Below are 18,883 nucleotides of genomic sequence, written 5' to 3' on the forward strand. Positions count from 1 at the left end.
AATCGCACATGAGTGTGTACGATTGTTCGGAATTAGGACGAGATTATAGATGGATAACCGTATTATTCGGGGAACTGCCATAAGAAAAACGACTGTCGACGTACTTTCTCAGAAGACAGACCTCGGTTAGAGGAAGTTTTTCTTGCGATATCAGGAAGGCTCAAGCTTCGAAGTTTATACTTGATATCTTAAGAAATGCCCTATACTTACAGCGAGCGGCAGGTATTGGCCCGATCTCCGAACTTTAGTTTAGAAGCTTCCTGTTTCATTAAGCAAACATGAAAGCCCGGCTAAGGGTGAATACCGTCGTTACCCGGCGGCAAAGGCATCGGCATGCGTTCGCTCGTAATTGACGAATTTATTAAAGTTCTTCAGGAAGACCAATTCCACTGTGCCTACCGGACCATTACGCTGTTTGGCAATGATGATCTCGATGATATTCTTCTTCTCGGTTTCCTGATTGTAATAATCATCCCGGTATAAGAACGCAACGATATCGGCATCCTGCTCGATCGAACCGGATTCCCGGAGGTCACTCATCATCGGACGCTTGTCCTGACGCTGCTCCACGCCCCGGCTGAGCTGTGACAGCGCGATGACCGGCACTTCGAGCTCACGGGCAATTTGTTTGAGCGTACGCGAAATCTCGGATACCTCCTGCTGCCGGTTCTCTCCGGGCTTGCCGCGCCCATGAATGAGCTGGAGGTAATCGATCAGAATCATGCCGAGCCCCTTCTCTTTTTTCAAACGGCGGCATTTCGCACGGATATCGGCTACCGTGACGCCAGGTGTATCATCAATGTAAATCTCCGCCTCGGATAAAGCGGCGATGCCCATCGTTAGCTTGGACCAATCTTCGTCGCCTTTGAAATCGCCATTCCGCATCACGCCCGCATCGAGGTTCGCCTCGGCACAGATCATACGCTGAACGAGCTGTGGCGCGGACATCTCCAGACTGAAGATGGCTACCGTTTCTTTGGCGCGAATGGCCACGTTCTGGGCGATATTCAGTGCGAAGGCCGTTTTACCTACGGAAGGACGGGCCGCCACGATAATCAAGTCGTTGCGCTGGAATCCGCTTGTCATTTTGTCCAGATCCACAAAGCCGGAAGGAATCCCTGTCGTATTCCCCCGGTTCTGATGAAGGACCTCCACCTTCTCGAAGACTTCCATCAGCACGTCGCGAATCGCAATAAACCCGCTGCCCGTGCGTCGATTGGAGATCTCGAGTATGCGGCGCTCCGCCTCGCTGAGCATACCGGATACATCTTCTCCTCCGGTATAGCCTTCACTGACAATCTGGGTTGCCGTTCGGATCAAACGCCGCAGCATCGATTTCTCTTCGATGATTTGGGCGTAATAATCCACGTTCGCAGCCGTCGGGACGGCATGAGCCAGCTTCGCTAAATAGCTGACTCCACCGATCTCTTCCAGCTGTCCTTTATCTTGCAGAAGAGATGTAAGGGTCACCAGATCGATCGGTTGATTGCCTTCCCCGAGCTGCACCATGACTTCATAAATCATCTGATGTGATTTATCGTAGAAGTCCTCAGCCTGCACCCGCTCCATCGCCGTGATCAGCGCTTCACTCTGCAGCAGAATGGCACCGAGCACGGCCTGCTCTGCCTCAAGGTTCTGCGGGGGGACCCGATCGAAATAGAGTTCTCCTCCCATATTACTCCTCCGTAATTTGAACCTTGAGCGTCGCCTTGACGTCAGGATGCAGCTTCACCGGAACCTGGGTAACGCCCAGGCTGCGGATCGGATCGCTAAGCTCAATTTTGCGTTTGTCGATTTTGATCTTCTGTCCTGCCAATGCTTCCGCAATTTGTTTGCTGGTAATGGCGCCGAACAGACGTCCGCCCTCTCCAGCTTTGGCTTTCAGGATCACCGTCATCTCTTCCAGCTTCTTGCCGAGCGCCTGCGCCTCTTCCTTCTCCTGCGCCTTGCGCTTCTCCTCGGAGGCCTGCTGCTGCTCCAGCGTTTTCATGTTCCCGTCGGTAGCCGGACGAGCGACTCCCCGCGGAATCAGGAAGTTTGTTGCATATCCTTCCGAAACTTCCTTCACTTCGCCTTTCTTGCCTTGGCCCTTCATATCTTTTATGAAAATGACTTTCATTCAAATAACCCCTCTTTCGCTTCGATGTCCTTCAGTACCTCCATCAACTTCTCCTCGGCTTTCTCAGGCGTCGTATCCAGTTGTACTGCGGCGTTCGTTAAATGTCCGCCTCCCCCGAGACGTTCCATAATCATCTGAACATTCATCTTGCCCATCGAACGGGCGCTAATGCCAATCTTGCCGTCGGTGCGCTCGCTAATGACAAAGGATGCCTGCACATCCGTCATATTCAGCAGCATATCCGCCACTTGAGCAATGAGCAGCTGCGGCATGGGCTCCCCGCTCTTCGCCACCGCGATAGCGATATGGTCAAATACCATTTTAGCATGTTTCACGATTTCTGCCTTCGCTATAAATTCTGTCAGATCTTCCTTGAGCACCCGCTGAATCATCATGGTGTCAGCTCCGTGACGCCGCAGGAACCCGGCCGCCTCGAACGTTCTCGATCCCGTGTGGAGGGCAAAATGCTTGGTATCCACCGTAATCCCTGCCAGCAATGCCGTGGCCTCAACCGGAGTAAGGGATACCCGGTCGTGAATATACTGCAGCACCTCCGTCACCAGCTCGCAGGTTGAAGAGGCATACGGCTCAAGATAGATCAGCACCGCGTCATTAATAAATTCTTCGCCGCGCCGGTGATGATCCATCACGACCACCCGGCTTGCGCGATGAACCAGCCTCGGCTCCATCGTCATGGAGGCTTTATGGGTATCCACGACAACGAGCAGCGTGTGCTCCGTCATCATCTGCATCGATTGTTCGGTCGAGATGAATCGGCTCATCAAGGCTTCATCCTTGCGGACCTCTTCCATAATCCTCGAAATGGACGGATTCATTCCCTCCATCACGATATAAGCCTCGACTTTATACATTTGGGCTGCTTTCAGGATGCCGATCGCAGCGCCGACCACGTCCATATCCGGCAGCTTGTGGCCCATGATGATCACTTTGTCGCTCTCCTGCATCAAATCGCGCAGCGCATGGGAAATGACTCGCGCTCTTACGCGCGTTCGTTTCTCTACCGCGTTGGATTTACCGCCATAGAAGGAGAGCCTTTGGCCGGCTTTGACAGCAGCCTGATCTCCGCCCCGGCCCAGTGCCATATCCAGACTGGATTGGGCAAGCTGCCCCAGCTCCGTGATATCGTCTGAACCGAAGGCAAGACCGACGCTCAGCGTAAGCGGTACCTTCAGATCGGCCGTCATCTCCCGGACTTCGTCCAGGATGAGAAAACGGCTATTCTCCAGCGCATCGAGCGACCTGTGGTTCAGCATCATCAAATAGCGGTCCGAGGAGAGCCTCCGTAAGTAGACGTTGAACTCCCGGGCCCAATTCGTAATCTCGCTGGTGACCTTTGCAATGAGTGCCGTCCGCTGTTGATCATCCATTCCCTGCGAGGCCTCATCGATGTTATCCATCATGATAATGCCCAAGGCCAGCCGCTCATCCTCGTACCGCTGCCTGAGCACCGCCAGCTCGGTGATCTCATCCAGATAAATGAGTCGCTCATCCGGAATTACCGTGGCTCCATAGTACTTATCCTCATGGGAAATCTCCAGCCGAATTTCCTTCGGCGGCTTCTCTTTGCTATCCTTCTTCTCCTGGATTTCCTTTAGCGCTGTCACCAGCTCGGGGAACAGCTCCTGCAAGGAAGCGCCCACCAGCGGCTGTTGGGGAAACATATTGACTACGAATCGGTTATGCCATTCCACGGTCTTATCCTCGCTGTACAGCACAATGCCAAATGGCAGCACGCTGACCGCTTCGCCCTCGACCCGCTGAATCCGAAACGACAGATCTCCGATATAATCCACCAGCTCGCGGCGAAACTTCATCTCCGCCTTCAGCATCGCGTAGCCGCCTACCACCGCAAGCAGCAGCCCGACCAGCCCCAGAATCGTATTGTAGAACGACAGAAAAATAACAAGCAGAAGCACCAGCGCAAACGCCCAGACGGTATGATAGCCGTGCCAGCGTTTCTGCAGAAATTTAGGCATGACTCATCACCCTATCTTTTGTTTTTACTAAATGCCTGACGAAGTGGGAACGCCAGATCCAGGATTCCGATAATCATTGCCGGCGGGAACAGAACAATCGGTATGGCCGTCAAAAGCGGCGCGATCGGATGCCACTTCCGCTCGTGTGCCAGATAATAGAAGAAGCTTAGCGCTTGAATCATGAAGCAGATCTGCAGCAACGGCGTAGCGTTGGCTACTATCATCTTCATGAAGGTATTGTCCGAATTGACGGTTGCTATGTTGATGAAGAAAATGAGCAGGTAGTACCAGATCAGGGAACGCGGGAGCATCCATTCTCTGGCCGGCTTCAGCCGCGGCACGGATAAGCCCATGCTGTTGAGGGTGGGCCGTGCCAAAGCATGAGTGACCACCGTCATAAGGAACGAGCTGATAATCATCGCGAACGGAACCAAACGCATCGTTTGATCTTTAATGAGTTGTGTATCGAGTTCGGTGCCAAGGAACTGGCCGCCCAGGCCGCCTTCAACACCCATCTCGGTGAGCGGAGCGGTCGTCATCTTTACGATCTCATCCACATATTCCGACAGATTCAATTGGAAGAAGGCCGTGCTGATCATCAGCAGGACAAGCAGTTCCACCAGCATGACGGCCATGCCATACTTCAACACCTGCATGGCTGCCTTCCGTTTCCGGTATAAATACCCCATCACGATCCCCGGAATCGCAAAATAGATCGCAAGCAGTAAATAAATGGGATGAATCAGAAGAGCAATCAGCCACACCGGCACCACATGCATGATAAATGATTTTGTATTCAAAGCCGTAAACAGAATCGCAACCGGCAGAACCAATAAGAAAGCCGTTACGATCGAAAAGGGTGTGAGTAGTGACAGCAGCAGCAGCAAATATACAATGCTCCATACCGCCGTAGTCCAGCGCAATTTCAATATGTTCACCTCTTACGCAAATGTTCTTCGAGCGCGGAAATATCCTGGTACCAATCCTCCAGCTGATGTCCTTCCTGCTTATGCTTTTTCAATTTCTCCAACAAGAGATCGTCCAAATCCCGATAGGTCAAGCCGAGCCTTCGGCCCAGTATGTAGGAGCTCATCATCAGGCTTGCCAAACTGTCTCCAACCTTTGTAGTGCTGCCTTCCCATAGAGCTTTGAATAACCGGGATACATGATCAATTACTTCGGTTTTAAGCCATTCAATCACTTTGGCGCGTTTCGCTACATCCAAGTCCTTCGGCATATTCGGCATATCCATCTCTCCCTGAAAACAGCTTTATTCTCCATTATAGCATAAAAAAAAGCCGCCCACACAAAGGCCCCGGGGCACCCTGTCCAACCTTAGTCCCCATGGCGGAGATAACTTACCTTCTCTTTGTACTCCAAATGGCCACCGGTTATTCCCCCTGCATGCCGGCTGCAGCCCCGTCTCTATAGAAATAGGACGTGTTACCCACGATGTCCCCGTGGTCCCACGCCCTTTGTTGTTTGCGTTCCTACATGATTATGTTGCCCCTTGGGATTCCATCGTCTCCTTGGAAACAAAGCGTTCACAGTACTCGATGATAAGGCTTCTGCGGACAATCCCGATAAATCGGTTCATGTCGTCCACCACCGGCACAAAGTTCTGTACCTTGGCCAAATTAATCAGATCCTCCATCCGGGCATCAATCGATACCGGCTTGATATCCATGCGGAACGGAACATCCTTCAGCAAAAATTTCGAAGCGTTCTCAAAAGTGATTTTGCCTTCCGAGTTCTTCATATGCCATAACAGATCTCCTTCGGTTACGGTGCCTGCATATTGACCGTTCTTATCCAGCACGGGCACCGCCGTGTACCGGTGAAACTCCATCCGTTCCAGCGTCTGCCTGAGCGTGGAGTCCAGCGTTAAACAAATCACTTCCTGCTTCGGTAATAGAAAAAAAGCGATATTCATAATGCATTATCCTCCTTATGACTCCAACCTCATGGAGTCATGTTAAGTAACCTTCCTGATCCAAAAGCTTGGTATGCAGGTTACTCCTTCCCCTATCCATACTCATACATACGTTAACTCCGTCGTTTCGATTCCCTTGTATAGGGCACAAAATCAGCAGCCAGGCAATCCGGACTGCTGATTGAGATGAAGCAACGTACTATGACATCATCCGGATGTACCGGTGTTTATGTTATTGCAATTTCTGTTTCTCTGCATCTTTAGGCTGCAGCAGCTGGTCTGCCGGCGTATCCGGGTTCATCCAGTTGTCGATTAGGTCGCGGGCTTCCTGCACGTCCTCCATGTCGGCCTCATTATAATAGATGCCGTTAATTTTCATGCCTTCTCCCATGATCGTATAGCTGGTCATATCCACTTTGCCCCCGGTCAGCATCTGCTTCGCCAGGTCGATAATGAATTTAGGCTGCATATCGGTTTGGAAATTATCTCCCATAATCTCGATCAGTTCAGGCACCTTGCCGATCTGATCCAGCTTCATGACCCGCTTAGCCGCTACATCCAAAAATACCTGCTGTCTCTTCGCCCGATTAAAGTCGCTATCTTCACGATAACGGACATAATTCAAGGCTTCCTCGCCATTGTAAATCGGTTTGTTGGCTTCAATCGTGAACTTCTCATGATCCCTGCCTTTGTTGACGATATCCTTGCGGATCGGCAGCTCAACGCCGCCAAGGGCGTCAACGACATCCTTCAAGCCTTGAAAATTAATGGAGGCATAATAATCAAGTTCCTCATCGAAAAATGCTTCCATCGTATCTTTCGCCATTTGGTGACCGCCATATGCAAACGCATGGTTGATCTTGTCTTTCTTGTCCTTGCCGATAATATCGACGTACGTATCCCGCGGTACCGAGATTAGGAGCACTTTGGACTCCATGGGACGTACAACCGCATAGATCAACGTGTCCGAACGGGCTGGCTCGTCTTCCCGCTGGTCGCTTCCCAGCAGCATGACCGAGAACGGCTTGCTCTGGAGTACGACCGGTTCAGGCGTCTTGTCGCTCTGGAGCGGCTTATACGATTTCTGTAACGATTCCTCTACGTCCTTTGCCATAAACAGGTCAAATGCCACGACCGCAAGCTGCGTTCTAAACAGAAATGCGGATGAGCCCAGCAATATGACAATAGCGAGCGTAATATATAATGATTTCCTCTTCATGAGTTCAATTCCTTCTTTATTATAAAATAAATTAATGGATAAGTCAGATCGTTAAAGGTCTTTGCTTGCACCCTAAGCTGCTTGGCTCACCCTCCTCTCTTATTAAACGGGAACTCCTCCCGTTGACTCACTTCATACTAGTAGGCTAGTTGCAACACATCATCTATTGTAAACCAGAATATTGTCAAATGTGAACCCTTCACGGGCAGTTCTATAAATCTACCAAATCCTCATTGATCCGTTAAACCGGTCTGTTCTCATGCTGAAGAGCGGCTGCGGTTCCCGAATATTGGAACCAGTCGTCCAGCCGCTCTCTCCACGTCAAGGTCTTGGAAAATCCGTAATCGAACAGCTTTCGCGTCTCTTCAAACCTTGCTTCTTTGGATTCGGTACCCATGACAACGGCAATAAGCCGGCTGCCTTGCTTCTCGGCTGTTCCCGTAAAGCAGTACCCTGCATTCGCCGTGTATCCTGCTTTTAATCCATCGGTGCCTTCGTAGGAATAAGGGCCGCCAAGCGAGGGCAGCATCCAATTGGTGTTGCTCAAATATAAATTGCGTCCGCTTATCTTCGTCTGCGTTTTGCTGGAAGTGCTTAGTATATCCGGATGGCTTCTAATGAGATGCGCGGCTAGTTTAGCCGTATCTTCTGCGGTCATTACCGTTTCTCCATCCGAGGACCAGGCGTGACCATTGGCAGTGCCCTGCTCGACGCCTGACGCGTTCACGAAACGGGTCGCGCTGGATAAGCCAATCTCTTTGGCCTTGGCATTCATCTTCCGAACGAACGCTTCCTCGGAGCCCGCAAAATGCTCGGCAAGCGCCACGGACGCATCATTGGCGGAATAAACCGTTATGCTCTGGAACAATTCGCGAACCGTCAATATTTCGCCGGACTTCAAGGCGATTTTAACGCCTCTGACGTCGCTTGCCGTATCGCTTATCTTGACTTCATCGTCCCAGGATCTCTTCCCGGTCTTAATATCATCCAGGATGACCAATTCGGTCATCAGCTTGGACATGCTAGCAGGCGGTAAGGGTACGTCGCCATTCTCGCTGAGCAAAATACGCCCGGTGTTTAAATCCATTAAGACGACGGCTCGCGCGTCAACCTTCGGTTTAAACCCCGCTCGTTCTATATTTCCTATGACAACCGCCCCTATGGGGACGATAATTAGCAACATCATGACCAGCCAAAGCCACCGTTTTTTCATAGAATTAGCCCTCCATAGTTATAGACGGTTGAAAGAGGCATTTGGTCTGCTTTTTTTTGAATTTTCTGTTTAGAAATTTTTGTAAATGAAACGAATGTGTCAGGAAAACGAAAAAGACCTCCAACCGTCCGCAGACGATAGGAAGTCCTTCTATGAATCTGTAAATCTTCTAATCATCATGCTGATTGCTGTCAGAAAACCTGGATATGAAGAGTCCTATTAAGCGTAGTGACAAGCAACAAAGTGATCATTTCCTACATTGCGGTATTCCGGCACTTGCTGTTTGCACAGGTCCGAAGCCAGCGGGCAGCGTGTGTGGAATTTGCAGCCTGAAGGCGGGTTCGCCGGACTTGGAATGTCGCCTTTCAGTACGATCCGATCGCGCTTCAGCGTTGGGTCCGGTACCGGTACGGCAGACAGCAATGCTTTCGTATAAGGATGCAGCGGGTTGCGGAACAGCTCTTCCTTGCTTGCCATTTCTACCATCGATCCCAGATACATTACCCCAATTCGGTTGCACAAATGCTCTACAACACTGAGATCATGAGAAATGAACAAGTAAGTCAGCTGCTTCTCGCGCTGCAAATCACTTAATAAGTTGATGATTTGTGCTTGAATCGATACGTCCAATGCAGATACCGGCTCATCCGCGACGATAAAGTCGGGATTCAGAATCAACGCGCGGGCAATCCCGATCCGTTGTCGCTGTCCGCCGGAGAACTCATGCGGATACCGATCGTAATGATAGGCGGCAAGGCCGCAAATTTCCAGCGTTTCAATCACGCGGTCTTTAAGTTCCTTACGATTAACTAACCCATGGTCAATGAGTGCTTCGCCGATGGCTTCGCCCACTTTGATTCTTGGATTCAGCGAGCTGAATGGATCCTGGAATACGATCTGCATCTTTGGACGCAGGGCACGCATCTTCTCCTTGGACAAGGAATGGATGTCGGTACCATTAAAGATGACTTTGCCTTCCGTTTTTTCCAGCAATCGAAGAATGGTTCGTCCAATGGTGCTCTTGCCGCAGCCCGATTCACCTACGAGCCCGAAGGATTCGCCTTTGTTGATGGTAAAGCTGACTCCGTCAACGGCCCTTACATTGCCCACGGTTCGTTGAAATACGCCGCCGGTGATGGGAAAGTATTTCTTCAAACCGTCTATTTCGATCAGTGCTTGACTCATTAGGCTTTCCCCTCCTCTTCATACAGCCAGCAAGCGACCTTATGGCCGTTAGGATCCGTACCGAGCGGAGGCGTTTTCTCCTTGCAGATCTGCATGCAGAATTCGCAGCGATCATGGAAATGACAGTTGTCTCCAAGATCTACCGGGTTAGGCACTTGTCCCGGAATCGAATACAGACGTTCTTGCGTCTGATTAATGACCGGCTTCGCCTTCAGAAGACCTTTGGTATATGGATGCTTCGGTTGTTTGAACAGCTCGATGACCGGCGCTTCTTCTATGACTTTGCCTGCGTACATAACAACAACATAATCCGCCATCTCGGCAACAACGCCTAGGTCATGCGTAATAAGCATAATCGAAGTGTTGAGTTTACCCTTAATGTCACGCATCAAATCCAAGATCTGGGCCTGAATCGTAACGTCAAGAGCGGTTGTAGGCTCATCCGCGATCAGCAGCTTCGGATTACAGCTAAGGGCAATCGCGATCATGATCCGTTGGCGCATACCGCCGCTGAGCTCATGCGGATAAGAGTCGAAAATCTTCTCCGCACGCGGGATTCCAACCAAATTAATCAGATCGATGGCGCGTTGTTTTGCTTCTTTACGGTTAACGAGCTGATGAAGCAGGATCGGCTCCACAATCTGCTCCCCGATCGTTAATACCGGGTTCAGCGAGGTCATGGGTTCCTGGAAGATCATGGCGATATCGTTGCCGCGAATCAAGCTCATCTCGCGCTTGCTCATCTTCAGCAGATCCTTGCCTTCATACAGGATTTCTCCCCCCACCGGAGGTGTATCGATCAAACGCATAAGAGACATGGCTGTTACGCTCTTACCACAGCCCGACTCACCCACCACGCACAGTGTTTCACCTTCACGGATTTTGAAGCTAACATCGTCGACGGCTTTCACGGTGCCTGCGGAGGTTTGAAAATGCGTTTTTAAATTGCGGAATTCTACTAATTCTTTTGCCATATTCGCATCTCCTACTTCTTCATTTTCGGGTCAAGTGCGTCGCGAAGCCCGTCACCGATCAAGTTGATTGCAACTACGGTAACAAGAATACACATGCCTGGCGGTATCCACAGCCACGGCCGCTTACGGAAATCAATCAAACTGTTTGCGGCCGAGATCATGTTCCCCCAAGAAGGTGTTGGCGGAACGACCCCAACTCCCAAGAAGCTTAACGCCGATTCGTAAATAATGGCTCCGGCTACGCCAAGCGTTGCGGATACGATAATAATCGGAATTGTATTCGGCAGCAGATGGCGGAAAATTTTGCGTCGGTCTTTAAGTCCCAGCGCTTCCGTTGCCTGCATAAACTCTTGTTCACGTAGCGTCAATATTTGTCCGCGTACAAGGCGGGAAATTCCACTCCAGCCTAAGATACCTATAATCAACATCAAGAAATAGATTCGTTCAGAAGGATCAACCTTTAAGTCTGACAGCACCGCGCCCAAAATGATCAGGATCGGGAGCGTCGGAATCGCCATAAATATATCGGCAATACGCATAATCAGAGTATCGACCCATTTTCGATAGAACCCGGCCAGCGCGCCAAGCGTCGCCCCCACGATGACCGAGATACCCGTTGCGACAAGACCGACCGTCAGGGAAATCCGGCCTGCAAGCATCATACGCAGAAGAACATCGCGGCCGAGCTTATCCGTGCCTAGCCAATATTTGGAGCTTGGAGGCAAGTTTTTATCTTTTACACTGTAGTCATACAGTGAGTATGGCGAGAACAATGGACCAATAAAACACAGCAAAAACATAAATACGATTATGATAAGTCCGATGACAGCAAGACGGTTTCTGGAAAAACGGCGAATAGCGATCCGCCACGGGGAATCCGGCTGCTTCTTCGGTACTGGTAGATTCGTTTTTAATGGTGCAGCCTCTGCGGACAAATGAATCTCCTCCTACTTTAAGCGAATTCTTGGATCTGCAGTTCCATACAGAACGTCAGACAACAGGTTGCCCAGAAGTGTCAGTACGGATATGAACACCGTGAAACCAAGCATGAACGGATAGTCCCGCATATTGATCGATTCCAGATAAACTTGACCGACCCCTGGCCAAATGAAAATTTTCTCCATGATGATGGCGCCGCCAAACAAAGCTGGCAGCTCAAAGCCCATCAGGGTGATCGCAGGAAGCATTGCATTACGCAGAGCATGCTTGAAAATTACCGTACGTTCCTTTAGCCCCTTAGCACGAGCCGTCCGGATGTAATCCTGACGAATAACCTCCAGCATGCTTGTACGGAAATACCGCGTCAAGCTGCCTGTGCTAAGCATCGTGAGTACCGTAACCGGCAAGAACATATGCCAAGCGATATCAACCAATTGTTCCCACGTATTTCCATTCATTCCGGATGTCTTCATACCGCCAACCGGGAACCACCCTAGATCCAACGCCAAAAATTTGATGAGAAGAAGTCCGATGAAGAAAGAGGGCAGTGACATACATAAAAAGATTAATAGCGTAATGATTTTATCGAATAAAGAATACTGGAATTTAGCCGAGAATACGCCGGCAAAAATAGCAATAATCCAACTCAATATCAAACTGAAAATAGCGATGAAAAAGGAGTTCCATACATAATTGCCCATAACGGTTGTAACAGGTTGTTTGTGCACAAGGGAATCTCCGAGATTACCCTTCAGCATATTGCCGACCCATGTAAGATAACGCTCTACTGGCGGCTTATCTAAACCATAAATTTCCCGAAGCTGAGCTGCCTTCTCAGCAGTCATCGTCGGGTTATTCACTGCAGTGATATAGTCACCTGGAACCAATGCTGATATTGCAAATATGATAATCGAAATCCCGATCATTGTCGGGATAATCTGCAGCAGCCTCCGGATAATGTACTGCTTCATAATATTCCTCCCGGCTTATAAGTGGATATGCCCAGCTCTTGCGAGCTGAGCATATGTTTCCTGCTGTTATTGTTGAATTTCGGCTTTATAGAGATCGATGGTGAAGTCTTTGTATGGAGTGATGTCCATGCCGTTGATTCTGCTGTTAATACCCCACATATCGCGTCTTTGATAGATCAAGAGATCCGGAACGTTTTGGTTCAGCACTTGATATGCTTCAGCGTAAGCTGCTTTACGTTCTTCAAGATCAAACGCGTTCAGACCTTTTTTCATAGCTGCATCGTAATCTGGATTGGAGAAGCCGATATCGTTCTGCTGTCCATCTGTAATGTAAACCGTGGAATCCGGATCCGGAGTCAAGCCCCAAGCTGCGAAGAACATTTCGAACTCGCCTTTGTCCTTCTTATCCATGATAGCGTTGAAATCCAACGTTTCAGCAGTCAATTTGATGCCAAGTTCTTGGTAGTTTTGCGTCATAACCGGAATCAGAGCATCGATTACCGGGTTGTCAGCTGTTGCAGAGAAATGAATTTCGAATTTCTTGCCGTCTTTTTCGCGAGTACCGTCTGCACCGGCTACCCAACCTGCTTCATCAAGAAGCTGCTTCGCTTTTTCCATGTCGAACTCGTACGGCTCAATGCCTTCGTCCGTGTAAGCCCAGGAAACGCTGGATTGTGGAATATTCAATACGTTCGCATAAGGACCATAGATGATTTCTACTACTTCTGCACGGTTCAAACCGTACATCAATGCTTGACGAACCTTAACGTCTTGGAATTTAGGATCATTGTGGTTCATGGCAACATATCCGTAACCGTTGGTTGGGAAGATGTTGACGTCCAGGAAGCCCATGCCTTTCAATTCTTCTACGTTGTCTTCGTTAACGGTAACCATATCCATATCGATTTCGCCGGATTGGAACATGGCCAATCTGGTTTCTTCAGTTGTAGTCTTGTAAATAACGTTCTTGATTTTCGGTGCGCCCAGGAAGTAGTTAGCGTTAGCTTCGAGTACTACCTCTTGACCTGGGGAGTAGCTCTTCAATACATATTGACCGCTTCCGATTGGTTTAGCGTGCAGATCTTTCATGTACTCCAGGTTGCCTTGCTTGTAACCTTTGCCATAGTAGGCTTCTGGTGCAAAAGCAACCGTACCGAGGTTATCCTTGGTCATTGCATTTGCTTCGGTAACTTCGATTTCAATGGTATTGTCGTCGATGACTTTAATACCGGAGATATCGGTAGCTTTGCCTTCGTTGTACTCTTTACCGCCTTTGATATGAACGGACAACAGATCGGATTGGCCGTCATAGCTGGAATCATGATAAACTTTCATTGCAAAAGCATAGTCTTTTACAGTAACAGGAGTGCCATCGGAATACGTCACGCCTGGCTTCAATTTGAACGTGTACTTCAATTTATCCTCGGAAACTTCTACGCTTTCCGCCAAACGGTTCTGGTACGTTCCGTCGCCTTGAACTGCGAAGAAAGAATCAAAGATAGCGTCTACGACATATTTGTCATAAGCAGTCTGCCAGTAGAACGGGTTAAATACCCCTTTAGGTGCAGTCATACCTACAACAAGCGTGTCTTTACGATTCAATGCAGTTGCTGGATTCAAAGATGGGTCTTCAGCTTCAAAATAGCCTTGGCTTTCGTCACCAGATTCAGCTGGCGGTTCTGTAGTTTCTTCGCCATCGCCTTCAGCTGGTGGAGTTTGCTCCGTTTGATCCCCTTGACTTGGTGGCTGTTCTGCTGTTCCTCCGCCTCCGCAAGCTGCTAATACCGTGATGGCCAGAAGCATGATTGCCAGCAGGAGTGACATTCTTTTCTTCATGCGAATCCTCCTCTTAAAAAATGTTGTTGCAATATAAATTATCAGGACGAATATTGAAATCATCCTTAAATAATTTCGGTACTGAACGTTACGTTCTCTAGGATGTCATTGCATGATGTGAAATAACTTGAAAGTTTTACAGAAAATATACCATTGGTCAATTAGTGCCAAAGTCTCTAGCAATATCTTCTTGCCTATAAAATTAATGTTATGATACGTGTAAATTTAGGTAACGTCAATTACTTTTTTTCATATTTCTCAAAAATCATGTTTTTATCGTCGTTTTCGAGGTTAATAATTAAGTTTATCTCCGTTGTATATCCTTAGTTTACTGAAAATGTATGTAATATCAAGATTTATTTACAATTTATAACTATAATCGCCTTCGGTTTTGTTGAAATGATGTAATGTTATATTACAAATAATTTTAATTCAGATTTAAAACCTTGATTAAAAGTGCTAAAAGGTAAGTTTTATGTTAAATTATATCACACTATTCTAGTCTATCTCTGCTCAATCTAGATAAAGCCCATTTTTATGTAATATTTCATCCTAACCGGAAGCTTCAATTCCGTATTAGATGACGCCTGTTTGGAGGTATTACCTTTCATGGTTTCGTTCCTCTACTGCACTAAAACCTAAAAAGCAATCCGGAGGCATCTTCCGGATTGCTTTCATGTTCTGTTTCATGTCAGATAAATCAACCACGTTCTTTCATACTTACGAACTACAGGTTCTTCACCCAAGCAAGCTTCAAATCCATTTCTTCAATGCACTGCTGATGATCATGCGTATCGTCGGCCACCAAAGGCGTTACCGGATATATGCGCATCTGTCCGCGGTAAGTATGAAGCAGCGGATGAACCGCATGCCTTCCCTGGATTTCCGGGTCCAGCCACTTATCCATGTTATCTTCCGACAAGATTGCCGGCATCCGTGTTTCGAACTCCGATATCGCTTCATTTGCATCCGTCATCAGAACCGTGCAGGTTCTCATTTCATTTCCTCTGGCATCCCGCCATGTCTCGTATAGGCCCGCCATACCGAATATTTCATTCTCTCCGATCACGGTCCGTACGGCATAACTCCGTTTGCCGACCGTCCTCCAGTAATATAGTCCGTTGCAAGGTATAACGCAGCGTCTCGTATCAATCGCTTTGCGATAAGTGGGATTCTGATCAACTGTCGTAATATCGGCATTGACCGCGTCTTTTCCCCAATATGGAACCAAGCCCCACCGATACTCATCGAGTACCCGCTCCCCCTGTTCCTGTACAATGACCGGCATGGTTTGGGTAGGACTAATGTTGTACCGGCTCTTGTAGTAATACATGACCCGATGGATGCCAAAGCGTTGATTCACTTCTTCGAGCCCTGCGGACAGCGAAAATCTTCTGCACATACGACTACCTCCTTTTTCCTTTATCGTTTGGATAATGGAGGAGGAATATGCATAATAAGACTAACATCATGGAGCTTCCACTCTATGTACGCTTGTATCCCTGGAGAGGACATCATCTGATTGAAAAATTTCTGTAATTTTAATGTAATCGCATTATTAAATTTTCCTTACCTCACGGTCGTGGCCATGTTCGTATATCATGTTTGTACACGATAGACATCAAACTTCATACGAGAATAAGAAATAGGCCCGTACCATTCTCTTTTTTCGATATATGAAAAGGATCGCATTCTATATACTAGACAAATAACATTCCACCCTTTATGCGGAAAGGCTACAGATACCTATATATAATAGAAGGAATTTTTTCAGCCTACTTTGCGATCGGCCTACATTCATGGATTCCTTTATAGCAGGAACATCCATTGTTCTTATCGTTGTATTGCTTACAATAGACACTGTCCTTTCGAAGTAGACATGATTTCAGGGCTTTAAAACTGGAAAGCTTTACACCAGGCTTGTATTTATCGATCGCTGCTACGCTCCAACAATGTACACTCAGAGGAGACACGATTCTTCCGTGAAGACATTATATCCCAACATTTGGTTAAGCCTGTTTGAAACCGAAATGGTCTGTCCCTGCTCTTGTTTTATATATCTGATGTAACCTCTGCCTCTCAACATGGATGCTTTCACGATTCACAATGGGCAGCGACGTGGTCTTGCAAGCATCTGCCGACATTGCTTACTCGACGACAGACCGCATATGGCCGAGCTATCCCTTGCGAGATGTTGAAGTAAGCACTTGAATTTGTACCTAATAAAAAAGCGGCCCAGCCTATTAGGCTGAACCGCTTTACACACAAAGGTTTACTCCGTTGTGTATGGAAGCAATGCGATTTGACGGGAGCGTTTGATCGCAATCGTCAGGGCACGCTGATATTTAGCGCTAGTACCTGTTACACGACGAGGCAGGATTTTTCCGCGCTCGCTGATGAATTTCTTGAGCAGGTCTGTATCTTTATAGTCAATGTGAGTAATTTTGTTCACAGTGAAGAAACATACTTTACGACGCTTGTTGCGGCCGCCGCGGCGTGCCGGTCTTTTGTCGTTGTCTCCGCCTTCTCTTTGTTTAAAAGCCATGTGTTGTCAGTCCTTTCCGTATTAAAATGGCAAATCATCATCCGAAATATCGATCGGTTTTCCTTCATCGGAAAAAGGATCCTGATTGTTGTTTCGCGAGTAGTTATTGTTCCCCCGGTTTCCGCCACCGCTATTGCCGTTGCTTCCTCCGTTAAACGATGATTCCTCACGATTTCCTCCGCCACCGCTTGTTTCACGGTTTGACTCCAAGAAGCGAACATTATCGGCAATGACTTCGGTGACGTATACACGCTTACCTTCGTTATTCTCGTAATTCCGCACTTGAATGCGCCCTTCTACAGCCGTCAGACGGCCTTTGCGCAGATAGTTTGCACAAGTCTCCGCAAGCTGTCTCCAGGTCACGACCGGAATGAAATCCGCTTCGCGCTCCCCGCCTTGTCCAGTAAACGGACGATCAACAGCAAGTGTAAATTGCGTTACAGCAACACCTGAAGGAGTATATCGCAGCTCGGGATCCTTAGTCAGTCGGCCAATCAAAATGACACGGTTCAACAATCCAATCCCCTCCTTAGAACGAAATCAATTACAAAGTTTGGTCCGTATTAAGCAACGTCGTTCGTGATGAGATAACGAATGACTTCGTCAGAAATCTTCATGAGACGCTCAAGCTCAGCTACAACTTCAGGTGTTGCGTTGAAGTTTACCAGAACGTAGACGCCATCACGGAATTTCTTGATCTCATACGCAAGACGGCGTTTACCCATTACGTCATGCTTTGTAATTTCTCCGCCGTTGGAGATGATGCCTTGGAATTTATCGACTGCAGCTTGAACAGCTTCTTGTTCAATGTCAGGACGAATAATGTACATCACTTCATATTTGCGCATATGTTTCACCTCCTTATGGACTTCGGCCCTCAATCGATGTTGAGAGCAAGGAGCGAGTCTAACTCGCACCATAATACTATATCAGAACGGATGATCGGATGCAAGTTTCTTTTCGAAACCAAACATGCCCTCTTCCCTTTATTACCGCGCCTTTCTCTCTTTCCCTGCAATGATTTAAGGTCTGTTGGCGCATGATAATACATGCAGTCCATCCATCATAATGAGGAGGAATTCCACAATGGGAGAACAGACCGAATTTCGTGCAGGCGACAAAGCGCCAAACAACGGCATTTATATGGAAGTTGGCGTTAGAGACCATATTATGGGCATTGAGAACCCGCGTCAAATTAAAATGAGCAAGGGCGACACCTTCCCTGAAACTCAAAATGATGATCGCGTATGGTTAAACAAGCGTCGGGTGCAGCCTAAGTAACAGCCTGGAGTGTTCCAGACGCATGGTATTGTTCGGCGTCCGTCCTATTGCATCCTGAGCACTGCCCCACGATCGAGCTTTGCCTATATGGCTGTCGTTCAAGCAATGAAGGCTGACCATTTACTCTAAATTGTCATTCGTTGAAATTAGCATGTATACAAACAGCCCTTTATGCGCACATTATAATCAGGCGGTGCATGAGAGAGGTGTGGTTCCGTTGAACGTTGCAACTGAACAACGCAGAAGGTTTCTGATCGTCGCACGAATTGCAAGCTGAGGAAATGAGCCGAGTGCTTGACCTTTAGGACAAGTGAAGCTGTTGACAAGGTTCGCAGAAGTGCTGATAAAATGATTCCAATTCACAAGCACCGCCTACCCAGAAAGAAGGGCCCATTAGGGCCCTTCTTTTTATGTCCGCTTCCTGATCTGGAGTCATCCTCTCGACAACGAAAAACACCCTCGGCAGATCATCTGACCTGCATGAGGGTGTTTTATTCAAAGGCGTCCGTACAGCTTAACGCCTCGGTTTATGTAACAATATCGTCTGCATCCATAACAGCGGAACTTAGAACGATTGGTGGCGGAAAGGGTGGGATTCGAACCCACGCACGCCTTGCGACGCCTAGCTGATTTCGAGTCAGCCCCCTTGGGCCTCTTGGGTACCTTTCCAC

The 18,883-nt window shown here is 48.2% G+C and carries 18 protein-coding genes and 1 tRNA gene; 1 reads left to right on the forward strand and 18 read right to left on the reverse strand.

Annotated features, from left to right (window positions below; genetic code table 11):
- Positions 1–309 precede the first annotated feature (309 nt).
- From dnaB to rpsF, 17 genes are all read right to left on the reverse strand, one after another.
- A complete protein-coding gene (dnaB, locus tag MHI43_RS31935) occupies positions 310–1,674 on the reverse strand; it encodes a replicative DNA helicase (protein ID WP_015738106.1) in 1,365 nt (454 codons plus the stop codon).
- A 1-nt stretch (position 1,675) separates the two neighbouring features.
- Complete coding sequence (gene rplI, locus MHI43_RS31940) at positions 1,676–2,119, reverse strand: 50S ribosomal protein L9 (protein WP_036659565.1); 444 nt, start codon at positions 2,117–2,119, stop codon at positions 1,676–1,678.
- A complete protein-coding gene (locus MHI43_RS31945; protein ID WP_036659567.1) occupies positions 2,116–4,116 on the reverse strand; it encodes a DHH family phosphoesterase in 2,001 nt (666 codons plus the stop codon). Before MHI43_RS31945 ends, rplI begins: the two co-directional genes overlap by 4 nt.
- An 11-nt stretch (positions 4,117–4,127) precedes the next feature.
- A complete protein-coding gene (locus tag MHI43_RS31950; RefSeq protein WP_036659569.1) occupies positions 4,128–5,045 on the reverse strand; it encodes a DUF2232 domain-containing protein in 918 nt (305 codons plus the stop codon).
- 5 nt (positions 5,046–5,050) lie between these two features.
- Positions 5,051–5,353 carry a MazG-like family protein gene (locus MHI43_RS31955; RefSeq protein WP_175320760.1) on the reverse strand — a complete coding sequence of 101 codons (303 nt, stop codon included), beginning with the start codon at positions 5,351–5,353 and terminating at the stop codon, positions 5,051–5,053.
- Positions 5,354–5,614: 261 nt separating this feature from the next.
- A complete protein-coding gene (locus MHI43_RS31960; RefSeq protein WP_009591456.1) occupies positions 5,615–6,049 on the reverse strand; it encodes a CBS domain-containing protein in 435 nt (144 codons plus the stop codon).
- Between the two features lie 232 nt (positions 6,050–6,281).
- The gene (locus MHI43_RS31965) at positions 6,282–7,268 is read right to left on the reverse strand and encodes an LCP family protein (protein WP_015738109.1); all 987 of its coding nucleotides are present in this window, start codon (positions 7,266–7,268) and stop codon (positions 6,282–6,284) included.
- Between the two features lie 241 nt (positions 7,269–7,509).
- Positions 7,510–8,481 (reverse strand): D-alanyl-D-alanine carboxypeptidase family protein, encoded by a 972-nt coding sequence (locus MHI43_RS31970; RefSeq protein WP_015738110.1) that lies wholly within the window; start codon positions 8,479–8,481, stop codon positions 7,510–7,512.
- A gap of 219 nt (positions 8,482–8,700) precedes the next feature.
- Positions 8,701–9,666 (reverse strand): dipeptide ABC transporter ATP-binding protein, encoded by a 966-nt coding sequence (locus tag MHI43_RS31975; protein ID WP_009591536.1) that lies wholly within the window; start codon positions 9,664–9,666, stop codon positions 8,701–8,703.
- Positions 9,666–10,640: an ABC transporter ATP-binding protein gene (locus MHI43_RS31980; RefSeq protein ID WP_009591511.1), complete on the reverse strand. Its 975-nt coding sequence runs from the start codon at positions 10,638–10,640 to the stop codon at positions 9,666–9,668. Before MHI43_RS31980 ends, MHI43_RS31975 begins: the two co-directional genes overlap by 1 nt.
- Positions 10,641–10,651: 11 nt before the next feature.
- The gene (gene opp4C, locus MHI43_RS31985) at positions 10,652–11,575 is read right to left on the reverse strand and encodes an oligopeptide ABC transporter permease (protein ID WP_015738112.1); all 924 of its coding nucleotides are present in this window, start codon (positions 11,573–11,575) and stop codon (positions 10,652–10,654) included.
- A gap of 12 nt (positions 11,576–11,587) precedes the next feature.
- Positions 11,588–12,550 carry an ABC transporter permease gene (locus MHI43_RS31990; protein WP_009591558.1) on the reverse strand — a complete coding sequence of 321 codons (963 nt, stop codon included), beginning with the start codon at positions 12,548–12,550 and terminating at the stop codon, positions 11,588–11,590.
- Between the two features lie 66 nt (positions 12,551–12,616).
- On the reverse strand, positions 12,617–14,386 hold the full coding sequence (locus tag MHI43_RS31995) for an ABC transporter substrate-binding protein (protein ID WP_036659571.1): 1,770 nt from the start codon (positions 14,384–14,386) through the stop codon (positions 12,617–12,619).
- Positions 14,387–15,113: 727 nt separating this feature from the next.
- The gene (locus MHI43_RS32000) at positions 15,114–15,788 is read right to left on the reverse strand and encodes an SOS response-associated peptidase (RefSeq protein ID WP_036659573.1); all 675 of its coding nucleotides are present in this window, start codon (positions 15,786–15,788) and stop codon (positions 15,114–15,116) included.
- A gap of 870 nt (positions 15,789–16,658) precedes the next feature.
- A complete protein-coding gene (gene rpsR, locus MHI43_RS32005; RefSeq protein ID WP_006207333.1) occupies positions 16,659–16,931 on the reverse strand; it encodes a 30S ribosomal protein S18 in 273 nt (90 codons plus the stop codon).
- A gap of 21 nt (positions 16,932–16,952) precedes the next feature.
- Positions 16,953–17,447, reverse strand: a complete 495-nt coding sequence (gene ssb, locus MHI43_RS32010) for a single-stranded DNA-binding protein (RefSeq protein WP_015738118.1) — start codon at positions 17,445–17,447, stop codon at positions 16,953–16,955.
- A 47-nt stretch (positions 17,448–17,494) separates the two neighbouring features.
- On the reverse strand, positions 17,495–17,779 hold the full coding sequence (gene rpsF, locus MHI43_RS32015) for a 30S ribosomal protein S6 (protein WP_009591503.1): 285 nt from the start codon (positions 17,777–17,779) through the stop codon (positions 17,495–17,497).
- A gap of 238 nt (positions 17,780–18,017) precedes the next feature.
- Between rpsF and MHI43_RS32020 the strand changes: the two genes are divergently transcribed.
- Positions 18,018–18,212, forward strand: coding sequence for a YjzC family protein (locus MHI43_RS32020; protein ID WP_015738119.1), 195 nt, complete (start codon positions 18,018–18,020; stop codon positions 18,210–18,212).
- A 578-nt stretch (positions 18,213–18,790) separates the two neighbouring features.
- On the opposite strand, the gene MHI43_RS32025 is transcribed toward MHI43_RS32020, so the two are convergent.
- Positions 18,791–18,881 (reverse strand) — tRNA-Ser (locus MHI43_RS32025).
- Positions 18,882–18,883: the final 2 nt, after the last annotated feature.

This window comes from Paenibacillus sp. FSL H8-0457 (assembly GCF_038051935.1).
In the GTDB taxonomy this organism is placed as follows: domain Bacteria; phylum Bacillota; class Bacilli; order Paenibacillales; family Paenibacillaceae; genus Paenibacillus_AQ; species Paenibacillus_AQ lautus_A.